Origin of the sequence: Mammaliicoccus sciuri (assembly GCF_002901825.1) — a bacterium.
GTDB lineage: Bacteria > Bacillota > Bacilli > Staphylococcales > Staphylococcaceae > Mammaliicoccus > Mammaliicoccus sciuri.
Map to the genome: position 1 here is coordinate 213,049 of NZ_PPQD01000034.1, position 21,047 is coordinate 234,095.

Here is a 21,047-nt window from a genome sequence, read left to right on the forward strand (position 1 = left end):
AATTATGCGTAAAATTATTGTAGGTTCTAGAAAAAGTAAATTAGCTATGACGCAGAGTCAGCAATTTATAGATAAATTAAAAGAAAAATACCCAGAATTAGATATTGAAATTAAAGAAATTGTTACTAAAGGTGACAAGATTGTTGATGTTCAATTATCTAAAGTCGGTGGTAAAGGATTATTCGTTAAGGAAATACAACAAGCATTATTCAATCATGAAATTGACTTTGCTATTCATTCCTTAAAAGATGTTCCAAGTGAATTGCCTGATGAATTAACACTAGGATGTATTCCAGAACGTGAAAATCCATTTGATGCATATATCGCAAATAACCACGTTAAACTTGCGGAATTGAAACCAGGTAGTATTGTTGGTACAAGTTCATTAAGACGTGGAGCGCAATTATTAGCAAAATATCCTCATTTAGAAATTAAGTGGATTCGTGGAAATATTGATACACGCTTAAATAAATTAGAAACTGAAGACTTCGATGCGATTATACTTGCTGCAGCTGGATTAAAACGTATGGGCTGGAGTGATGATATCGTTACTGAATATTTACAAGAAGATACGATGGTACCTGCTATAGGGCAAGGTGCACTGGGTATCGAATGTAGAAGTGATGATCAAGAATTATTAGATATTCTTAAATCTGTTCATGATGAGAATGTAGAAACATGTGTAACGTGTGAAAGAACATTCTTAAATGAAATGGATGGCAGTTGTAAAGTGCCAATAGCTGGCTATGCAATACTTGAAAATGATGAAATTTCATTTACAGGTTTAATCATGTCACCAGACGGTAAAGAAAGATATGAATCAACAATAAAAGGAACTGACCCTGTAAAAATAGGTAAACAAGTTTCTGAAGAATTAAAAGCACAAGGTGCATATGAAATTATTAAGAAATTGAATGAAGAAGCATAATAAGGAGTCGTTAACATGAAGCCAATCATTGTGGTTACAAGTACAAGAACTGTTCAACGTGAAGATGTCGATATTCGTCATTATCCGTTCATTGATATTGTTCCTATCAAATTTGAACAATCTTGTTTAAAACCACACTATGATTGGCTTATTTTTACGTCTGTAAATGCGATCAAAATATTTGAACCATATTTAAATCAAATAGAAGTTGATCGTATAGCAGTTATCGGTACAAAAACAAAAAAAGTAGCAGATCAGTACAATATTCCAGTAGATTTAATGCCAGATTCATTTACTCAAGAAGGTTTATTACATGAATTTAAAGATCAGTTCACAAATCAATCTATATTAATCCCGTGTAGTAAACAAGCAAGAGATAAACTAGCGAAAGAACTTATGAAATGGGATAATCAAGTACAAGTACTGCATCTATATGAGCCTGTTACAAATATAGAAAATGTTGGAAAAGTACATGAACTGATACAACAGCAAGAAGTAACGCATGTTACTTTTTCAAGTTCATCAGCTGTTTCTAGTTATTTTGATAACTATCATCGAATTCCTAACTCAGTTGAAGTTTATGCAATTGGTGCTATAACAGAGCGAAAGTTAAATACATATCATCAACCTTCTAAAGTAGCAGAAGAATACACATTAGAAGGCATGATAAATACAATTTTGAAAGAGGTAAAATCATGAAATTTGATAGACATAGAAGACTTAGATCATCTCAAGTAATGAGAAATATGGTGAAAGAAACGTATGTTCATAAATCAGATTTAATATATCCGATTTTTGTAATTGAAGAAGATAATATTAAAAATGAAATATCTTCAATGCCAGGTATTTATCAATTAAGTTTAAACTTATTAGAACAAGAGCTAAATGAAGCTTATGATTTAGGCATTAGAGGTGTTATGTTCTTTGGTATACCTAATGAGAAAGATGCTTGTGGAACAGGTGCTTTTATTGATGATGGTATTATACAAAAAGCAACACGATTATCTAAAAGTAAATTCCCAGATATGTTAGTTGTGGCGGATACGTGTTTATGTGAATATACAGACCACGGACATTGCGGTGTAATAAACGAAGAAACAAAAGATGTAGATAATGATCAATCATTAGAATTACTTGTTAAAACAGCTGTATCACAAGCTAAAGCTGGTGCAGATATTATTGCGCCAAGTAATATGATGGACGGATTTGTTACTGAAATTAGAGAAGGCTTAGATCAAGCAGGATTTATAAATATTCCTATTATGAGTTATGGTATTAAATACGCATCTAGCTTCTATGGCCCATTTAGAGAAGCAGCAGAAGGGGCACCTTCATTTGGAGATCGTAAGACTTATCAAATGGATCCAAGTAATCGATTAGAAGCCTTCAGAGAATTAGAAAGTGATATTAAAGAAGGTTGCGACATGATGATTGTCAAACCAGCTCTAAGCTATTTAGATATCATTAGAGATGTTCGTAATCGCTCAGACTTACCAATTGTTGCATACAATGTAAGTGGAGAATACAGTATGACAAAAGCAGCTGCATTAAATGGCTGGATAGATGAAGAAAAAATCGTGATGGAACAAATGACGTCAATGAAACGTGCTGGTGCTGACATGATTATTACTTATTTTGCTAAAGATATTTGTAAATATTTAGATGGAGGAGACTACTAATATGAGATATGAACGTTCAATAAATGCCTATGATGAAGCTGTAAATTTAATGCCAGGTGGCGTAAATAGTCCAGTACGTGCTTTTAAATCAGTAGATACACCACCGATTTTTATGGACCACGGACAAGGATCTAAAATTTATGATGTAGATGGCAATGAATACATTGATTACGTGTTAAGTTGGGGACCATTAATTCTAGGTCATACACATGAAAAAGTAAAAGCTGCATTACATGAAGCAGTTGATAAAGGAACTTCATTCGGTGCATCAACTGAACTTGAAAATAAAATGGCAAAACTTGTTATTGAACGTGTGCCATCTATTGAAATGGTGAGAATGGTTTCTTCAGGTACAGAAGCGACATTAGCCGCTTTACGTCTTGCTAGAGGTTACACTGGTAGAAATAAAATATTGAAATTTGAAGGCTGTTATCACGGTCATAGTGATTCATTATTAATTAAAGCAGGTTCTGGCGTTGCGACTTTAGGTTTACCAGATTCTCCTGGTGTACCAGAAGGCACAGCTAAAAACACTGTTACTGTTCCATATAACGATATTGAAGCAGTAAAAGTTGCATTTGAACACTTTGGTGAAGATATTGCTGGCGTCATAGTTGAGCCAGTAGCTGGTAACATGGGCGTCGTGCCACCTGTTGAAGGCTTCTTAGAAGGATTACGTGATATTACGAAAGAATATGGCTCATTACTTATTTTCGATGAAGTCATGACTGGATTTAGAGTTGGCTATAACTGTGCACAAGGCTACTTTGGTGTGACACCAGATTTAACATGTTTAGGTAAAGTTATAGGTGGTGGACTACCAGTTGGCGCATTCGGTGGTAAGAGAGAAATTATGGAAGAAATAGCACCAGTCGGTAATGTATATCAAGCTGGTACACTTTCAGGTAATCCATTAGCAATGACAAGTGGTTATGCAACACTAAGTGAATTAACTGAAGAAAGCTATCAATACTTCAACGAACTTGGAGATTTACTTGAAAAAGGTCTGAAAGAAGTATTTGCAAAACACGCTGTTCCGATTACGGTTAATCGTGCAGGTTCAATGATCGGGTATTTCTTAAATGAAGGACCAGTAACTAACTTCGATGAAGCAAATTCATCAGACTTAGCATTATTTAGTAAAATGTATAGAGAAATGGCTCAAGAGGGCGTATTCTTACCACCTTCACAATTTGAAGGAACATTCTTATCCACAGCACATACTAAAGAAGATATTGAAAAAACAATACAAGCTTTTGACATTGCTTTAGAAAGAATAACGAACGAATAAAACTTACCTCAAATTATAGAAACATAAATGATATAATTTTTTTGAGGTGTTAAATCATGAATAGAAATAAATGGAACATTGTACTCGTTAGTTTGTTAGCAATTATACTCGGTTTAGTGTTACAAAGTATTCACATGATATTACCGTGGTTGTTTGGACCTATATTTGCGAGTTTAATTGTGATTAAAGTGTTGAAAAGAACGATTAAATGGCCAACATGGTTAGGTAATATCGGGTTACTAATATTAGGTGTACAGATGGGTTCTACATTTACGCCTAACGTCCTTCATGATATTAAAGATGAATGGATACAAATTATCTTAATGTCAGTTTGTATCTTAATACTTGCGTTAATTGTATCAATAGCGTTTAGAAAAATTGCAAATGTTACTTTCGAAACGGCCTTGTTAAGTGCAATTCCAGGTGCTTTAAGTCAGATGGTTATTATGGCTGAAGAAAATAAAAAAGCAGATTTGTTAATTGTTACACTTACACAAACATCTCGAATCATGTTTGTCGTAATATTAGTTCCAATTATTTCATCTATTTATGGTAATGATGGTACCGCGTCAGGACAAATTGAAAAGGCGCCATCTATATTTACATCGCTAGATTTCACAGGTATATTTGTGCTACTAATCGGTATCATCGCTTTATACTTTATATTCTATAAATTGAAAGTACCAGTGCCGCAATTACTTGCACCGATATTTGTATTATTAGTATGGAATTTATATACTGGGCAAATCTTCTCATTAGATTATCCGATCATTGTCGTTGCACAAGTATTATTCGGTATAAGAATAGGTGTTCAAATATCAGATTTAATCAATAATTTAACGAGAAAGACAATTTTTGCTATAGCATTTCAAAATGTATCGCTCATTATTGGCGCATTTGTACTTGTTTTTGTATTTGAGTTATTTATAGACGACAATATAAACGATTTATTCTTAAGTGCAGCACCTGGTGGTATGGCTCAAATCATCGTGGTAGCATTAGAAACAGGCGGTGATGTCGCCATGATATCAAGTTATCACATATTTAGGATATTCTTTATTCTACTGATTGTTGCGCCATTAATTAAAATTTTCTTAACAGCACGAACTAGAAAATATGGAAATTAAAATGAATCAATATTGACTTATATGGATTCTGCTTATATTATTAGAGTAATCGAATATTTATCAAGGAAGAGTAAATCATTGATTAATGATAGAGAGTGCATGGTTGGTGTAAATGCATATTAATGATGGTTGAAGGTAGCCTTAAATTGAACATTAATTGAAACTAAGTAGGTTAATGCGTGTGCGAGCGATAATCGTTAGAGTGCAATATAAGTGATTATATTGAATTTAGGTGGTACCACGGTTTAACCCGTCCTATTTATTAGGACGGGTTTTTTATATTATAAAGGGAGTGATTTTAATGGAAATGGAACCTAAGTATAACCCTAAAAAGGTTGAAGAAGGCCGTTATCAATTTTGGTTAGATCATAATTATTTTAAGCCAAGTGAAAATAAAGAGAAGGAAACATACACAATTGTTATTCCACCACCAAACGTAACAGGGAAGTTGCATTTAGGTCATGCATGGGATACAACTTTACAAGATATTTTAACAAGAATGAAAAGAATGCAAGGTTATGACACATTGTATTTACCAGGTATGGACCACGCAGGTATTGCGACACAAGCTAAAGTTGAAGGTAAATTAAGAGAACAAGGTTTAACAAGACATGATTTAGGAAGAGAAAAATTCCTTGAACATGCTTGGTCATGGAAAGAAGAATATGCTGACTTTATTAGAGCTCAATGGGCTAAATTAGGATTAGGTTTAGACTATAGTCGTGAACGTTTTACATTAGATGAAGGCTTATCTCAAGCAGTTAAAAAAGTGTTTGTTGATATGTATAACAAAGGTCTTATCTATCGTGGTGAAAGAATTATTAACTGGGATCCACAAACTAAAACAGCTATTTCTGATATTGAAGTTATTCACGAAGATATTACAGGTCATTTCTATCATATTAAATATCCTTTTAAAGACGGAGAAGGCGCAATTGGAATTGCAACGACACGTCCTGAAACGATGTTAGGTGATACAGCAATCGTTGTTAACCCAAATGATGATCGTTACAAACATTTAATTGGTAAATCAGTTATATTACCGATTATTGGTCGTGAATTACCGATTATTGGTGATGACTATGTTGATATTGAATTTGGTAGTGGTGCAATGAAAGTTACACCAGCTCATGACCCTAATGACTTCGAAATTGGTGAAAGACATCAACTAGAAAAAATTAATGTTATGAATGAAAACGGTACAATGAATGAGCTAGCAGGTAAATATAATGGTTTAGATCGTTTTGAATGCCGTAAACAATTAATCGAAGACTTAAAAGAAACTGGCGAATTAATCAAAATCGAAGAACATGTTCATTCTGTTGGTCACTCAGAAAGAAGTGGCGCAGTAGTAGAACCTTATTTATCTACACAATGGTTTGTTAAAATGGAACCATTAGCTAAACAAGCATTAGACAATCAAGATACAGATGGTCGTATTAATTTTGTACCAGATCGTTTTGAAGGAACATTCAATAGATGGATGGAAAACATTCGTGACTGGACAATTTCAAGACAATTATGGTGGGGTCATCAAATCCCAGCATGGTACCATAATGAAACAGGCGAAACATACGTTGGTGAAGAACCACCAGCAGATATCGAGAACTGGACTCAAGATGAAGATGTCCTAGATACATGGTTTAGTTCTGCATTATGGCCATTCTCAACATTAGGTTGGCCAGATGAAAACAATGAAGATTTCAAACGTTACTATCCAACTAATACGTTAGTAACAGGTTATGATATTATTTTCTTCTGGGTATCAAGAATGATTTTCCAAGGTTTAGAATTTACAGGTAAAAAGCCATTCAATGACGTTTTATTACACGGATTAGTAAGAGCTGAAGATGGCCGTAAAATGAGTAAATCACTTGGTAACGGTGTTGATCCAATGGATGTAATTGATGAATATGGTGCAGATAGTTTAAGATACTTCTTAGCTACTGGTTCATCTCCAGGTCATGACTTACGTTATTCTACTGAAAAAGTTGAAGCGGTATGGAACTTTATCAATAAAATTTGGAATGCGTCACGTTTCAGCATTATGAATATCGGTGAAGATTTCAAATTTGAAGATATAGACTTATCTGGTGAAAAATCTGTTGCAGATGAATGGATTCTTACACGATTAAATGAAACAATTGCGAACGTTACGGATTTAAGTGATAAATATGAATTCGGTGAAGTTGGTCGTGTATTATATAACTTCATTTGGGATGAATTCTGTGATTGGTATATCGAAATGAGTAAAATACCAATGAATGGTGAGGACGAAGCTAAAAAACAAATGACACGTTCAGTATTAGCTTATACGTTAGATCAAACAATGCGTATGCTTCATCCATTAATGCCATTCGTAACCGAACATATTTGGCAAGCATTACCACATGAAGGTGAAACAATTATTCAAGCTTCATGGCCTGAAGTAAGACCAGAATTATCAAATGAAAATAGTAAAGTATCTATGCAACTATTAGTTGAAATCATTAAATCTGTAAGACAAGCACGTCGTGAAGTGAATACACCAATGTCTAAAGAAGTACCAATTCACATTGAAGCTAAAGATGAAAAAGTGAAAAAACAACTTTTAGACAATAAAGATTATTTAATGCGTTTCTGTAATCCAAGTGAGTTAGTGATTGATACAAAAGTTGATATTCCAGAAAAAGCGATGACTGAAGTTGTATTTGGTGCGACAGTTGTATTACCTTTAGAAGGTTTAATTGACATGGATAAAGAAATAGAAAGACTTGAACAAGAACTTCAAAAATGGCAAAAAGAATTAGATCGTGTTAATAAAAAATTAAGCAATGAAAAATTCGTTGCAAATGCACCTGAAAAGATTATTAACGAAGAAAAAGATAAAAAAGTTAATTATCAAGAAAAATATGATGGTGTATTAGCAAGAATTGAACAACTGAAAGGCTAGGAAATCTTATGAATTATTTAGATAGTTTACACTGGATACATGAACGCACGAAGTTCGGTATTAAACCAGGCGTTAAAAGAATGAAGTGGATGCTCGACAAATTAGGTAATCCTGAAGAAAAGATTCAAGCAGTTCACGTAGTCGGTACAAATGGTAAAGGTTCAACTGTCAGTTATTTAAGAGAAGCCCTAGTAGCTAATAACTATGAAATTGGTACTTTCACATCGCCATTTATAGTCACTTTCAATGAAAGAATCAGTATTAATGGAACACCAATCACAGATGATGAATTGGTTGAGTTAGTTCAGATAGTTAAACCAATATCTGAACGACTTGAATCTGAAACTGAATTAGGTCCAGCTACTGAATTTGAAATTATTACATTAATGATGTTTGTATATTTTGGTACAGTACATCCTGTAGACTTTGTCATCATTGAAGCGGGATTAGGTGCTTTAAATGATTCAACGAATGTATTTCAACCAATAATGACGGTGTTAACAAGTATCGGTTTAGATCATACTAATATTTTAGGCGATACGTATATGGATATTGCAAGAGAAAAAGCTGGTGTCATTAAACCAAGTGTTCCGCTTGTATATGCCATTAAGCCTAAAGATGCCTTACATTTCGTTAGAGAAGTAGTTGAGAAAAATTACAATAAAGGTCTAGAACTAGATCGAGATTTTCATGTACTGTCAGATGATACTGAATTTACGTATCGATATGGTAGTTATGAATTAGAAAACATTCAACTAAAAATGATAGGCCAACATCAGCATGAAAATGCTGCACTTGCGATTACAACACTTATTGAAATGTATCAAAGAGGTATGATTCAATTAAACTTTAATACAATGATTGAAGCGATAGAACATACAACATGGTCAGGTCGAATTGAAAAAGTTCAAGAAGAACCACTTATTTTAATAGACGGTGCACATAATAAAGAAAGTATTGATGCATTAGTAGATACATTAAAACAATACTATTCTGACAAAAAAATCGATGTATTATTTGCAGCGATAGATGGTAAGCCAATAGGGAAAATGATGAGTAGCATAGAAGAAATAGCCAATAGATTTTATGTGACAACATTTGATTTTCCAAAAGCATTACCAATTGATGCAGTATACGATTATTTAGAGCATCACCATATTGAAAAAGTTCAAGACTATCCTCAATTTATTGAACAGTACGACGGAGAATTACTCGTTGTAACAGGAAGTTTATACTTTATTAGCGAAGTAAGAAAATTATTTAAAGATTAATATAGAGTGGGAGTGGGACAGAAATCTAATTTGTATAAAAAGATTTCTTTGTCCTGGCAAGGATGACTAGAGTTGAAAAAAGCTTGGTACAAGCGCATTTACAATTCAGACATCTACTGCCAATATGATAAAAGAGACTGAGACATTACATTATGTCCCAGTCTCTTTTCTTATATATCTTTAACGAGTGTCGTTTTGTTACTATGGGTATCCTTAGTTACACTTCCGCTGACTTTTGTTACTATGGGTATCCTTAGTTACACTTCCGCTGACTTTTGTTACTATGGACATCCTTAGTTACACTTCCGTTGACTTTTGTTACTATGGGCACCATACTATAAACACGCCTTCACAAATTAAGCCAAAAATCATAAAAACACCTCATTTTTACTGAATAAATCAGTAAATGAGGTGTTATTTAATTTGAGTTAGGAATTATGTCCCAAACTCATTTTTTTATGCCCATGCTTTTCGCGGATAAGTTCTCAGATTATTTTTAACGATTTTGTAACGTGCTGACGCCTGAGGGAATTGTATGAGTGAGAGACTACAGGCTCGAACCATACCCTAGGCAAGCATGCACGAACAAAATCATAGATTTTTATATAATATTCAATATTTTCTGATAATAGTGTATGATGGTACTTATAAATAGGGGGGATTAATTTGAAAGATATAGTTGGAAAATTTATAAGGTTCAAGAATCCTCATACATATGCTATATTGCTTTTCATTATTGCTATGAGTTGTTTACTGACATATGTGATACCTTCTGGGGAATTTGACAGGAAGTCTGTTAATGATCGGAAAGAGGTTGTTTCAGGTACATATCATTTAGTAGATAGTGAACCTTCTGGATTTTTAGAAATATTTAGATCTATACCTGAAGGATTAATCAGTGGTGCTGATATTATCTTTTACATATTTTTAGTTGGTGGTGCATTTGGCATTATTCATAAGACAGGTGCCATTACCAATGGCGTCAATGCTGCAATGAACAAGCTTGGTAAAAACGGTAAGTTAATGATTCCACTAACGATGTTTATTTTTTCATTGCTTGGTTTCTCGATAGGTTTAGCTGAAGAGACAATTATCTTTGTTCCAATCGGTATAGCGATTGCTAGAGCAGTTGGATATGATGCAATGACAGGTGCTGCAATGATTATCATGGGCGCTGCTGCTGGCTTTCTGGGTGGAATGCTCAACCCATTTACAGTTGGAGTTGCTCAACAGATTGCAGAAATTCCGCTTTTTTCTGGATGGGAATTTAGAACGATTATTTATATTTGTGTATTAATTGTTGGTATTGCATACGTTATGTTTTACGCTCGAAAAGTTAAAAAGAATCCAAAGAAAAGTTTAGTATACGAGTTAGAACAACAAGAAAAGAATCAAACAGAACCACAAGAAGAGATTGGTAGATTTACAAAGCGACAAATGTTTTGTTTAATTTTATTAGTCAGTGCAATATGTTTTAACGTATTTGGCATTTTTACATTTGGTTGGTCATTTAATGAAATGAGTGCTAATTTCTTGCTTGTAGGATTATTGGCAGGTTTTATTGCTGGTTTAGGTTTTAATGGTACTTTCGATGCTTTAATCGAGGGTATGCAATCTATTTTATTTGGGGCATTAATTGTTGGTTTCGCTAAAGCAATCGTCGTTGTATTAGAAAATGGTAAAATTATCGACACAATAGTTTATTATTTAACAAATACAATTCAAGATTTACCAGCAAGTATTACGGTAGGGATGATGTTTATCATACAAATGGTCCTGAATTTCTTTATCCCTTCTGGTTCTGGTCAAGCGATGACGACTATGCCATTAATGGTGCCTATTTCTGATTTATTGAATATCAATAGACAAATGGCAGTACTTGCCTTCCAATATGGTGATGCAGTGAGTAATAGTATATTCCCAACATCAGCTTCGTTAATGGGAGGATTAGCTGTAGCAGGAATCTCATACACAACTTGGGTTAAATTTATTTGGAAGTTATTATTACTGTGGGTTGTTATCTGCTTAGTTGGTATTATTATTGCATTAGCCCTAGGTTATTAAATTTTACAAAACTTGAAAAACACATGCTATCTTTAGATGTTTTTCAAGTTTTTTTAATGGATTTATAAAGAGTTAAAAAGTATTAGAGCTATTTACTAACAATATGCGATTATAAATATTGTGGTCACATTTGGTATATTAATATATATCAAAAAGGAGCTAAAAAGTATGTTCAAAATGTTTATATTCGGTGCAATCATTGCAAGTTATATGTATCAACTTACGGGTGTGAAAAATGTGGGTTTTCATTTATTAACGAAACGTTCAGTTTGTGAATCATGTCATACATCACTTAAACCGATAGATTTATTACCCATTGTAAGTTATGTAGCATTACACGGTAAATGTCGTTATTGTAAGAAGCGCATTCCAATAATTTTATTAGTTTGTGAAGTCCTTTTAGGCATACTATTTCTGATTCCCATTCTTTCAGTAGTTCAATTAAATCCTCTTTTGTATTACTTCTTAATTATATTTTTAATACCTTTATCTATTTATGATTTCCATCATTTTGTCATACCGAATCATATGCTCATCATTATGTTAGTATGTAGTGTTTATTTATTTGGAATAACGCGAGAACAATTTTTTTACGCACTGTTTATCATATTAATTTTGCACATCTTATATTTCATATCAAGGGGAGGGCTAGGTTATGGAGATATTAAATTGTTTTCGTTACTCAGTTTAATTTTGCCGGTATCACATTTTATATTATGTTTTATGTTTACTTTTATATTTGCGGGTGTATTGATCACACTTTATGTATGTACCACTAGAAACAAAATTCAAAAAGTACCACTCGTTCCTTTTATGACACTTGCAGTTATATTTGTACAATTATTCCAAACTCAACTTAATGATTATTTTTTAGGAGGCAACTATGGTTATTAAAATTAAAGATTTACAACATGAAGATAAACCGAGAGAAAGACTGAAATCATATGGTCCGGATAAATTAACAAATAGAGAATTGTTGGCGATTATTATTAATTCAGGAAGCAAACAATATTCCAGTCTAGAATGTGCGAATAAAGTATTAAATTTAGTTGAAAATACAAGAGAGCTAAGACATTTAACATTGTCTGAATTGCTTTCTGTTAATGGCATTGGTGAATCTAAAGCCATTACAATTTTAGCAGTTATTGAATTAGCTAAAAGAATGCATAGCAATACCGTTCTCGACAAAGTAGAAATCAATGAACCACAAGATGTTGCAGATTATTTAATGGAAAAATTAAGATATTTAAAGCAAGAACACTTTGTTGCTTTATTATTAAATACAAAGAATCAAATTATACATGAACAATCGATTTTTATTGGTTCATTAAATATGGCGGTTGTTCATCCGAGAGATTTATTGAGAGAGGCAGTTAAGCATTCTGCTGCTTCAATTGTCATTGCACATAATCATCCAAGTGGTGATCCGACACCATCATTAGAAGATATTAAAACGACAAAGCGAATATTATATTGTTGTGATTTAATGGGTATCGATTTATTAGATCATATTATCATTGGTGATGGAGAATTTATTAGCATATTTGAAAATGACTATATCATGCGTGAAGACTTAGAAATTAATAATATAACTGAATGATTCAATGTTATAATGTAATTAAAAATGAGTCAGGAGTTTTTATTTTGCAAATCATAACGTTCTTATTTGTCGTATTACCGTTACTATTTATTATTTCTTTATTTCAACGTAAGAAAAAGCGACCAATTGTTAGAAAAGACTATGGCATCACGTTGGTGTTAGGCATCATTGGTGTATTCTTAGCTTCCATTATTCTTACTTTAACTAAAGACGGTTCTGCACTTTCAATTAATTTAATACTTGGTTCAATTGTTGCAGGAATTGCTTGGGGTATTCTCGTTTCAATTACATTATTCATTTTAAACAAAATATTAAACAAATAAATAAAATTGTAAATTTTCGGATATTATATTGACATTAATTTTTGAAAAGGCTATCATTAACTTAAATTTATGAGAGAGGAGGTAGTGACTTATGAGAAACATCAGAAGAAGATTTTATAAACAAACAACATCATACATCACTACCCCTACGTTAAATATGAAGCATTAGGGAGTAGTATATTCACTTCCTTTAGAATGTAATTTAAGCACACGCTTTCTTTAAGGATGCGTGTGCTTTTTTGTGTTTAATGATAGGGGTTAAGGGGGGACAACATGTTTCAAGCAATTAAAAAGTTAATGTGGTTTTTTAAAGATCATTGGAAGAGATATTCGATTGCAATTATTCTGTTATTAATTGCGAACGTTGTAGAAGTACTGCCACCTTGGATAGTAGGGCAGACTATAGATAAGATAAGTGACCGTTCTTTAACTGAACAAATATATCATCAATTAGTGATTATTTTTATAATTGTATTAATTTTGTCTTATATTGTGAATTATATTTGGAGAACTTTAATTTTTTCAGGTTCTCAAATACTTGAATCAATTATGAGACGTAAACTGATGCAAAAATTTTTATCAATGAGTCCAACATTTTTTGAGAAAAATCGAACTGGAGATTTGATGGCAAAGTCTACAAACGATTTGAATCAAATTAGAAATACTGCAGGGATAGGGATTTTAACTTTAATTGATTCTACAACATTTATGGGAACGATAATATTAACGATGGGTATTACAGTATCATGGAAGCTTACACTATTTGCACTGATTCCATTACCTTTACTAGCCATATTAGAAATTGAATTAGGTAAAAGAATTCATAAACGCTATTTAGTTTCACAAAAATCGTTTGGTGATATGAATGACAGTGTTCTTGAGTCTATTGAAGGTGTACGTGTTACAAGAGCGTATGTACAAGAAGATAAACTCAACAAAGATTTCAAAAATATGACTGAAAGTGTCGTAGAAAAATTTATGAATGTTGAAAAAATGGATGCGTTTTTTCAACCAATAACGATTATTATCACTGCTATGAGTCAAGTTATCGGAATAGGTTATGGAGCTTTTCTTGTTAACAGTGGTGAAATGACAATTGGTGGTCTGATTTCATTCACCGTATATTTAAATATGCTCGTATGGCCAATGTTTTCAGTTGGCATTTTGATTAATATCATGCAAAGAGGTAATGCGTCTATAGATCGTGTTGAAGAAACGTTAAATGAAGCGGAAACAGTACTTGATGTAGAAAATAAAGGCATGCCTTCACATGATATAGGTATGAATTCTGTTGTGTTTAAATATCCATCGAGTGAATCCATTAACTTGAACAACATCAATATCATACTAGGTAAAGGTGAAACTTTAGGTATTGTCGGTGCAACTGGTTCTGGTAAGACAACGTTAATCAAACAAATTTTGAAAGAATATCCTACTGGTGATGGAGAAATCGTACTTGGAGATACTAATATTAATCAAATTTCAAAAAGTGATTTAAGAAGTTTAATTGGTTATGTATCTCAAGAAAACATTTTATTCTCTAGATCTATTAGAGATAACATTAGATTTGGTAAATCAGATGCTACTGATAATGATATCAAAGAAGCAATCAAATTAGCATACTTTGAAAAAGATATCGAACGTTTACCACAAGGTTTAGAAACATTAGTAGGAGAAAAAGGCATAGCAATTTCTGGAGGTCAAAAGCAAAGAATAGCAATTGCTAGAGCATTGATTATGGATCCTAAAATATTAATTTTAGACGATGCACTATCTGCTGTTGATGCAAAAACAGAAAAGAAAATTATACAAAATATACAAAAATATAGACAAGGCAAAACAACTATTATTGCGACACATCGATTATCTGGTGTTAAACATGCTAATCAAATTGTTGTAATGGACCATGGAGAAATAACAGAGTCAGGTACGCATGACCAATTACTTCAAAAGAATGGTTGGTACAAATCTCAATTTGAAAGACAACGGTTGAAGGAGGTGTATAGCAAGTGAGTATTGTAAATCAACTCTTTCCATTTGTTAGTAAATATAAGAAAAGATTCATCATTGGTATTGTTATTTTAATTGGAGCAGTGGGATTCGAATTATTAGGGCCATTGGTTGCTATGTATATTATTGATCATTATGTTAAAACATCTGCTTCACAAATTATACAACTACGACCAGTGCTACTATTATTGAGTTTGTTTTTTGTAGTGTCACTCATTCATGCGATATTAAGTTATTTTCAAACACTCGTTCTTCAACGTGCTGGCTCAGATGTTATTAAAGAGTTAAGAATTAAACTTTTTGAACACGTACAAAAGTTACCGATAAAATACTTTGATAATTTACCAGCAGGAAAAGTAGTAGCAAGAATCACGAATGATACACAAATGATACTCGAACTATTCACTGTTATATTACCAAACTTTATTTCGGCTTTTATCACGATGATAGGTGTCATTATTGCGATATTCTTTATTAATACAAAAATTGGACTCATCGCACTGATTACAATACCTTTCGTAATACTTTGGTTATTGTGGTACAAAAAAGTAACGGGTAAATACAACTATGTAATTCGAGAAAAAAACAGTGATATGAATGCACTTATCAATGAATCTATAAATGGTATGAATATCATTCAAGCATTTAAACAAGAAAAACAAATTATGAATGATTTTGATGAAATGAATCAAGCGTATTTAAACAATTATAAAAAAATCATACAATTTGATTCGCTGACAGAACATAACTTGTTGAGTACGATTAGAAGTATTGTGTTTTTAATGTTGATTGTCGTATTTGGAACACAATTTCTAAATTCTTCTGTCGCAATTTCAGTTGGTACGTTATATATTCTTGTAAATTATATAACAAGATTGTTTGATCCTTTGTTTGGTGTATTAAATGTATTGGGACAATTAGAACAAGCAAGAGTTTCTTGCGTGAGAGTATTTGAAATGATGAATGTGTCTGAAGAAAAGATGCCAGAACATAAAATTCAGTTGCCTGAAAAAATAGAAGGTCATGTTCATTTTAACGATGTATCGTTTGCTTATAATGAAGGTGAATACGTATTGGAAAATATCAATTTAGAAGTCGATAAAGGACAAACAATTGCATTGGTTGGACATACAGGGTCAGGGAAAAGTTCTATTATGAATTTACTTTTCAGATTCTATGATCCTACTGATGGAACGATTGAAATTGATGGTATACCGACCATTAAAACGGACAAAAGAGATATGCGTAAACATATGGGCATTGTATTACAAGACCCATACTTATATACAGGGACTATTTTATCCAACATTACATTAGACGACCCTAAAGTAACGAGAGAAAAAGCTGTTGAAAGTTTAAATGCAGTAGGTGGAGATAGAGTGTTAGAACACTTCAAAAAAGGTATTGATGAGCCAGTTATAGAAAGAGGTCGAACATTAAGTTCTGGTCAACGACAAATTATATCATTTGCGAGAGCACTGGCATTTGATCCAGAAATTTTGATTTTAGATGAAGCGACTTCAAGTATTGATTCTGAAACGGAAGAAATCATACAAAAAGCAATGACTGTGTTGTCTAAAGGAAGAACATCATTTATTATTGCACACCGACTTTCAACGATTAAGAATGCTGATCAAATTATTGTTCTTGATAAAGGACGCATCATTGAAAAAGGCAATCATGATGAGTTAATTAAATTAGAAGGACAATATTACAAAATGTATCAAATGCAGTCTTTAACAGATTAATCGAGTTAAACAAACTAATGGCCTGGGATACAATTTCCCAGGCCATTGTTTTATATTTTTTAAACTCATCATTGCGGTCACATAAAGTAAAGTACGCCTTGATATATGAAGTAAATAACTAAAGCGATGATTGCTAATTTTATTACAACTCTTAATAGTCCAACGAAAAATCTAAAAAAGATAATTAAAAACAAGATAGCTAAAAATATATATATTAATTCCAAATTTATCACCTCTTGAATTCATTATATAGAATAGAGCAAGTAATTACATCAGACTACAGAATGATTAAAGGTTTAGGTCTAAAGCCCGATGATGATATTCAAACAATTTTCGTATAATATAAATGAATGAGAGGTGTCTATAATTTTGAGATGGTTATTTAGATTAATTAGAAATTTATTAGCGTTATTAGCAATTGTCATTATCATTGTTATTGTATATAGAAATGTACCAGCATTGAGTGATTTAAACCCGTTTGATCACAGTAATGAACAAACAACTGAAGAAATGTCTCCACAACATGCAAATGCAACTTATAAAATTGAAGATAATCCATTGTTGCAAAATGTACCGTTAGGTCAAACTAAACAAGCATTTAATTGGATTAATAAAAGTGAATTCATGGATGTTTCAGGACTAGAACGTATGGGATATGACGACAACTATGTTGCAGGGCAAAGAGGAACAGAGTATATCTTGTATAAATTTGGTGAACCCAAGATGTACGTATATCAAACAGAGCAAGATTTAATGAATGATTTAAGTGCAATGCACTCAAATATAGAATTATTACCTAAAACTGCATATTAAATTTTTATTTCGGCAGTCTCTTACTTTATTTAAAGTGCTGTGTAAGCTAAAATAGTAATATCATTGTTAATGAGTCATTTGAAGATTAAGAGGTGTTTGGATTGTCGAATTTTTTTAAAAATAATAAAATAATGATTTTTCTAATTTCTATGGTTTTATTAATTGTAATTGTTGGTTATTCAGTGAGAGCACAATCTGCATCGCTTAGTGAACAATATGCGAGTGATACATCATCGTTTGGTGGAAGAATCGTATCTTATCCAGTTACTTTTGTTTCTGACTTCTTCTCTGGAATTTTCACTTCAGACGAAGACGTTGATAAATTAAAAGAAGAAGTAAAAAGTACAGATCAAATCAAAGCTGATAAAGCGAGATTAGAAAAAGAAAACAAAGCCTTAAAAAAAGAATTGGATATGAAAGATATTTCGCAATTCAATCCAATATCAGCTACTATAATCGGTAGAAGTCCGGATCAATGGATGAATACAGTCATCATTGATAAAGGTAAAAAGAGCGGCATGAAAGAAAATATGGCTGTCATTACGAGTGAAGGTTTAGTAGGTAGAATTAAAAAAGCAAATCAATTTTCTTCACAAGTTGAGTTAATATCTACAAGTGTTAAAACGAGTAAGCTTTCAGTAGATATTCAACAAGACGATGAAAATATCTTTGGTATGATTAATCGATATGATGAAAATAAAGATTTACTTGTTATTAGTGATATCGATAATAAATACAGCATCAAAAAAGGCTCTAAAGTTGTAACAAATGGTTTAGGTGACCAACTTCCTAAAGGTATATTAGTAGGTAAAGTAGAAAAAGTAGAAAATGATGAATATGGATTATCTAAAGTCGCTTACATTAAGACATCTACAAATATTAAAGACTTAAACCATGTATATGTTGCTAAACGTGATCCAGAAACGATACCTTCATCTGATGAAAGTGGTGAGGAATAATGAGATTTTACGTTATTCCTTTAATTGGTGTCTTATTATTTTATTTAGATTCATTATTAACACGTTTATCACCGTTAAATTTATTTAATGAGACATTTATAATCGTGCCTCGATTAACATTTTTGTACTTACTAATAATTGCTGTATACAAAAATCCTAAAGTTGCTATTATTTTAGCAATCGTAACAGGTATTTTTACAGATATTTATTATGGCGGTATATACGGTGTCTATACATTTGGATATGCAACTTTTGTAATTATGATGGATAAACTATTTAAAGTATTTTATAGAGACATTTTAATGATGGTTATACTCTTAATATCATCAGTTGTATTACTTGAAATATGGGTAATGGTTTTTTATGGATTTTTAGGTATTGTTTCTATTAATATTGGTCAAATTATTCTATTTAGATTAATACCAACTGTCATATTTAATTTGATATGCTTAATCATCATATTCCCATTTGTATTAAAATTATTAGAAAGAAATACGAATTAATGAAAGAATATTGACATCAATAGCTGTAGGTGGTAATCTATTGAAGTTGAGTAGTTTCTAGCTACATACAACCGCTCGATCATAGGTCTTAAAGTACGTATGTCACCTATGAATGGCGTGACTTAAAAAATTAGGAGGTGCAAGTATGTTTGCTATAATTGAAACTGGCGGAAAGCAAGTTAAAGTAGAAGAAGGTCAAACAATTTGGGTTGAGAAATTAGACGTAAATGAAGGTGATTCATTCACATTTGACCAAGTATTATTTGTAGGTGGAGATTCAGTTAAAGTTGGATCACCTGTTGTTGAAGGTGCTTCAGTTACTGCTAAAGTTGAAAAACAAGGACGCGGTAAAAAAATCACTGTATTCAAATACAAAGCTAAGAAAAACTACAAACGTAAACAAGGTCATCGTCAACCTTACACTAAATTAACAATCGAAAAAATCAACGCATAATTTATGATTAATGTAGATGTTAGTTTGAATCAAGAAGGGCAAGTTACAGATATTGAAATGTCTGGACATGCTGATTCAGGTGAATACGGTAAAGACTTAGTCTGTGCCGGTGCTTCAGCAGTTGTCTTTGGTACAACAAATGCTATCATTGGATTAACTGATGAGTCGCCTGATATAGATTACAGTGACGACGGTGGATATTTTCATATACGTAGTGTAAACTTAGAAAATGAACAAGCGCAAATATTATTACAAGGCCTTATCGTTTCTTTGAAAACAATCGAAGAAGAATATGGGCAATATATTAAACTAAATTACAAGTGAGGTGTAACTCATGTTAAAATTAAACTTACAATTTTTCGCATCGAAAAAAGGGGTAGGTTCTACAAAGAACGGTCGTGACTCTGAATCAAAACGTTTAGGTGCTAAACGTGCTGACGGTCAATTCGTTACTGGTGGTTCTATTCTTTATCGTCAACGTGGAACTAAAGTTTTCGCTGGTGAAAACGTAGGTCGCGGTGGAGACGATACATTATTCGCTAAAATCGACGGCGTTGTTAAATTCGAACGTTTTGGTCGTGACAAAAAGAAAGTATCTGTATACGCAGCTGCTGAATAATCTTTATATTTAGATGAGGCTGGGACATATATAATTGTCCCAGCCTCAATCATTATGTTGGCAGTTATTTAAATAAGAATGCATAGTGTGGTTTATATATAAAGAAGCTATTCAGAATTGCAGTTTCTTTTTTTATTCATAATACGAAAATGTTATAATGAGTGTTATGAATAACGATAATAAAGGTGATGGAATGAATAATTTAGATGTGTATTTAAAGTCTAGACATGATTTTGTGAATCAGTTCCAATTGTTATATACATATAAACAGTTAGGAAAACATGAAGAGGTTGATTTATTAATTGATGAATTGTACAAAAATCTCAAGCAAGAACAGTTGTTTTTAAATGCACCGTGTAGAAAATTTGTTCATAATGTATTTGAATACAAACTATCTTTGTCAGGCTCTAAATGGACATTTGAAATTGATAACTCAAATATCGATTATTATCAAAAGAACTTAGAAAGAACTGATGATACTTTAACTAATATATTTAATGATTTGAAAGCTGTTGTGATTAACGATATGGATGAAAAAAATATTTATATTAGTCTTACAGTAGAAGAAGAATTTGTCACAATGCTTGTTTGCTTAAGTCCAACTAATAAGGACTTTAATCAAATTGAACAATCATTTTCTAAATATAACGTTGAAATTTTATCAGAAAGTCAAAATTATATAGAATTAGAATTTTTTATTAACTTAAAAGAAATAGAGGTGTAAAC

General features: G+C 32.1%; 20 protein-coding genes and 2 other annotated features. All 20 genes read left to right on the forward strand.

Going from position 1 to position 21,047, the window contains the following annotated elements; all coding sequences use genetic code 11:
- Nucleotides 1–4: 4 nt before the first annotated feature.
- Nucleotides 5–928 carry a hydroxymethylbilane synthase gene (hemC, locus tag CD035_RS12465; protein WP_048539626.1) on the forward strand — a complete coding sequence of 308 codons (924 nt, stop codon included), beginning with the start codon at nucleotides 5–7 and terminating at the stop codon, nucleotides 926–928.
- 15 nt (nucleotides 929–943) lie between these two features.
- A complete protein-coding gene (locus tag CD035_RS12470) occupies nucleotides 944–1,627 on the forward strand; it encodes a uroporphyrinogen-III synthase (protein ID WP_048539627.1) in 684 nt (227 codons plus the stop codon).
- A complete protein-coding gene (gene hemB / locus CD035_RS12475; protein ID WP_048539628.1) occupies nucleotides 1,624–2,607 on the forward strand; it encodes a porphobilinogen synthase in 984 nt (327 codons plus the stop codon). Before CD035_RS12470 ends, hemB begins: the two co-directional genes overlap by 4 nt.
- A 1-nt stretch (nucleotide 2,608) precedes the next feature.
- Nucleotides 2,609–3,898, forward strand: coding sequence for a glutamate-1-semialdehyde 2,1-aminomutase (gene hemL / locus CD035_RS12480; protein WP_048539629.1), 1,290 nt, complete (start codon nucleotides 2,609–2,611; stop codon nucleotides 3,896–3,898).
- A 56-nt stretch (nucleotides 3,899–3,954) separates the two neighbouring features.
- Complete coding sequence (locus tag CD035_RS12485) at nucleotides 3,955–5,025, forward strand: AbrB family transcriptional regulator (RefSeq protein ID WP_048539630.1); 1,071 nt, start codon at nucleotides 3,955–3,957, stop codon at nucleotides 5,023–5,025.
- Nucleotides 5,026–5,073: 48 nt separating this feature from the next.
- Nucleotides 5,074–5,286: a binding site (T-box leader), on the forward strand.
- Between the two features lie 40 nt (nucleotides 5,287–5,326).
- Nucleotides 5,327–7,957, forward strand: a complete 2,631-nt coding sequence (locus CD035_RS12490) for a valine--tRNA ligase (RefSeq protein ID WP_048539631.1) — start codon at nucleotides 5,327–5,329, stop codon at nucleotides 7,955–7,957.
- A gap of 8 nt (nucleotides 7,958–7,965) precedes the next feature.
- Entirely contained in the window at nucleotides 7,966–9,228 is a 1,263-nt protein-coding gene (locus CD035_RS12495) for a bifunctional folylpolyglutamate synthase/dihydrofolate synthase (RefSeq protein ID WP_048539632.1), read from the forward strand.
- 666 nt (nucleotides 9,229–9,894) lie between these two features.
- The gene (locus tag CD035_RS12500; RefSeq protein ID WP_048539633.1) at nucleotides 9,895–11,292 is read left to right on the forward strand and encodes a YfcC family protein; all 1,398 of its coding nucleotides are present in this window, start codon (nucleotides 9,895–9,897) and stop codon (nucleotides 11,290–11,292) included.
- 168 nt (nucleotides 11,293–11,460) lie between these two features.
- Nucleotides 11,461–12,186 carry a prepilin peptidase gene (locus tag CD035_RS12505; RefSeq protein WP_048539634.1) on the forward strand — a complete coding sequence of 242 codons (726 nt, stop codon included), beginning with the start codon at nucleotides 11,461–11,463 and terminating at the stop codon, nucleotides 12,184–12,186.
- Nucleotides 12,176–12,892, forward strand: coding sequence for a RadC family protein (radC, locus tag CD035_RS12510; protein WP_037588446.1), 717 nt, complete (start codon nucleotides 12,176–12,178; stop codon nucleotides 12,890–12,892). Before CD035_RS12505 ends, radC begins: the two co-directional genes overlap by 11 nt.
- A gap of 44 nt (nucleotides 12,893–12,936) precedes the next feature.
- The gene (locus CD035_RS12515; protein WP_048539635.1) at nucleotides 12,937–13,215 is read left to right on the forward strand and encodes a hypothetical protein; all 279 of its coding nucleotides are present in this window, start codon (nucleotides 12,937–12,939) and stop codon (nucleotides 13,213–13,215) included.
- A gap of 273 nt (nucleotides 13,216–13,488) precedes the next feature.
- Complete coding sequence (locus CD035_RS12520) at nucleotides 13,489–15,228, forward strand: ABC transporter ATP-binding protein (RefSeq protein ID WP_048539636.1); 1,740 nt, start codon at nucleotides 13,489–13,491, stop codon at nucleotides 15,226–15,228.
- On the forward strand, nucleotides 15,225–16,973 hold the full coding sequence (locus CD035_RS12525) for an ABC transporter ATP-binding protein (RefSeq protein ID WP_048539637.1): 1,749 nt from the start codon (nucleotides 15,225–15,227) through the stop codon (nucleotides 16,971–16,973). Before CD035_RS12520 ends, CD035_RS12525 begins: the two co-directional genes overlap by 4 nt.
- A 369-nt stretch (nucleotides 16,974–17,342) precedes the next feature.
- Nucleotides 17,343–17,786: a DUF4930 family protein gene (locus tag CD035_RS12530; protein WP_048539638.1), complete on the forward strand. Its 444-nt coding sequence runs from the start codon at nucleotides 17,343–17,345 to the stop codon at nucleotides 17,784–17,786.
- 101 nt (nucleotides 17,787–17,887) lie between these two features.
- Nucleotides 17,888–18,745: a rod shape-determining protein MreC gene (mreC, locus tag CD035_RS12535; protein ID WP_048539639.1), complete on the forward strand. Its 858-nt coding sequence runs from the start codon at nucleotides 17,888–17,890 to the stop codon at nucleotides 18,743–18,745.
- Nucleotides 18,745–19,248, forward strand: a complete 504-nt coding sequence (gene mreD, locus CD035_RS12540; protein WP_048539640.1) for a rod shape-determining protein MreD — start codon at nucleotides 18,745–18,747, stop codon at nucleotides 19,246–19,248. The genes mreC and mreD overlap by 1 nt, the downstream gene beginning before the upstream one ends.
- Before the next feature lie 59 nt (nucleotides 19,249–19,307).
- Nucleotides 19,308–19,381, forward strand: a sequence feature (ribosomal protein L21 leader region).
- 12 nt (nucleotides 19,382–19,393) lie between these two features.
- Nucleotides 19,394–19,702, forward strand: a complete 309-nt coding sequence (gene rplU / locus CD035_RS12545) for a 50S ribosomal protein L21 (RefSeq protein ID WP_016911517.1) — start codon at nucleotides 19,394–19,396, stop codon at nucleotides 19,700–19,702.
- A gap of 3 nt (nucleotides 19,703–19,705) precedes the next feature.
- A complete protein-coding gene (locus tag CD035_RS12550) occupies nucleotides 19,706–20,026 on the forward strand; it encodes a ribosomal-processing cysteine protease Prp (RefSeq protein ID WP_037588433.1) in 321 nt (106 codons plus the stop codon).
- A 10-nt stretch (nucleotides 20,027–20,036) separates the two neighbouring features.
- Nucleotides 20,037–20,321, forward strand: a complete 285-nt coding sequence (gene rpmA, locus CD035_RS12555; protein ID WP_025904267.1) for a 50S ribosomal protein L27 — start codon at nucleotides 20,037–20,039, stop codon at nucleotides 20,319–20,321.
- Nucleotides 20,322–20,514: 193 nt separating this feature from the next.
- The gene (locus CD035_RS12560; protein ID WP_048539813.1) at nucleotides 20,515–21,045 is read left to right on the forward strand and encodes a Spo0B domain-containing protein; all 531 of its coding nucleotides are present in this window, start codon (nucleotides 20,515–20,517) and stop codon (nucleotides 21,043–21,045) included.
- Nucleotides 21,046–21,047 lie beyond the last annotated feature (2 nt).

Bases quoted from the DNA above. Each gene is read 5' to 3' on its own strand.
- hemC (WP_048539626.1), top strand. From the start codon at position 5: ATGCGTAAAATTATTGTAGGTTCTAGAAAAAGTAAATTAGCTATGACG.
- rplU (WP_016911517.1), top strand. From the start codon at position 19,394: ATGTTTGCTATAATTGAAACTGGCGGAAAGCAAGTTAAAGTAGAAGAA.
- rpmA (WP_025904267.1), top strand. From the start codon at position 20,037: ATGTTAAAATTAAACTTACAATTTTTCGCATCGAAAAAAGGGGTAGGT.
- CD035_RS12490 (WP_048539631.1), top strand. From the start codon at position 5,327: ATGGAAATGGAACCTAAGTATAACCCTAAAAAGGTTGAAGAAGGCCGT.
- CD035_RS12520 (WP_048539636.1), top strand. From the start codon at position 13,489: ATGTTTCAAGCAATTAAAAAGTTAATGTGGTTTTTTAAAGATCATTGG.
- CD035_RS12550 (WP_037588433.1), top strand. From the start codon at position 19,706: ATGATTAATGTAGATGTTAGTTTGAATCAAGAAGGGCAAGTTACAGAT.
- mreD (WP_048539640.1), top strand. From the start codon at position 18,745: ATGAGATTTTACGTTATTCCTTTAATTGGTGTCTTATTATTTTATTTA.
- CD035_RS12470 (WP_048539627.1), top strand. From the start codon at position 944: ATGAAGCCAATCATTGTGGTTACAAGTACAAGAACTGTTCAACGTGAA.
- hemB (WP_048539628.1), top strand. From the start codon at position 1,624: ATGAAATTTGATAGACATAGAAGACTTAGATCATCTCAAGTAATGAGA.
- CD035_RS12485 (WP_048539630.1), top strand. From the start codon at position 3,955: ATGAATAGAAATAAATGGAACATTGTACTCGTTAGTTTGTTAGCAATT.
- hemL (WP_048539629.1), top strand. From the start codon at position 2,609: ATGAGATATGAACGTTCAATAAATGCCTATGATGAAGCTGTAAATTTA.
- CD035_RS12495 (WP_048539632.1), top strand. From the start codon at position 7,966: ATGAATTATTTAGATAGTTTACACTGGATACATGAACGCACGAAGTTC.
- CD035_RS12505 (WP_048539634.1), top strand. From the start codon at position 11,461: ATGTTCAAAATGTTTATATTCGGTGCAATCATTGCAAGTTATATGTAT.
- radC (WP_037588446.1), top strand. From the start codon at position 12,176: ATGGTTATTAAAATTAAAGATTTACAACATGAAGATAAACCGAGAGAA.
- CD035_RS12560 (WP_048539813.1), top strand. From the start codon at position 20,515: ATGAATAATTTAGATGTGTATTTAAAGTCTAGACATGATTTTGTGAAT.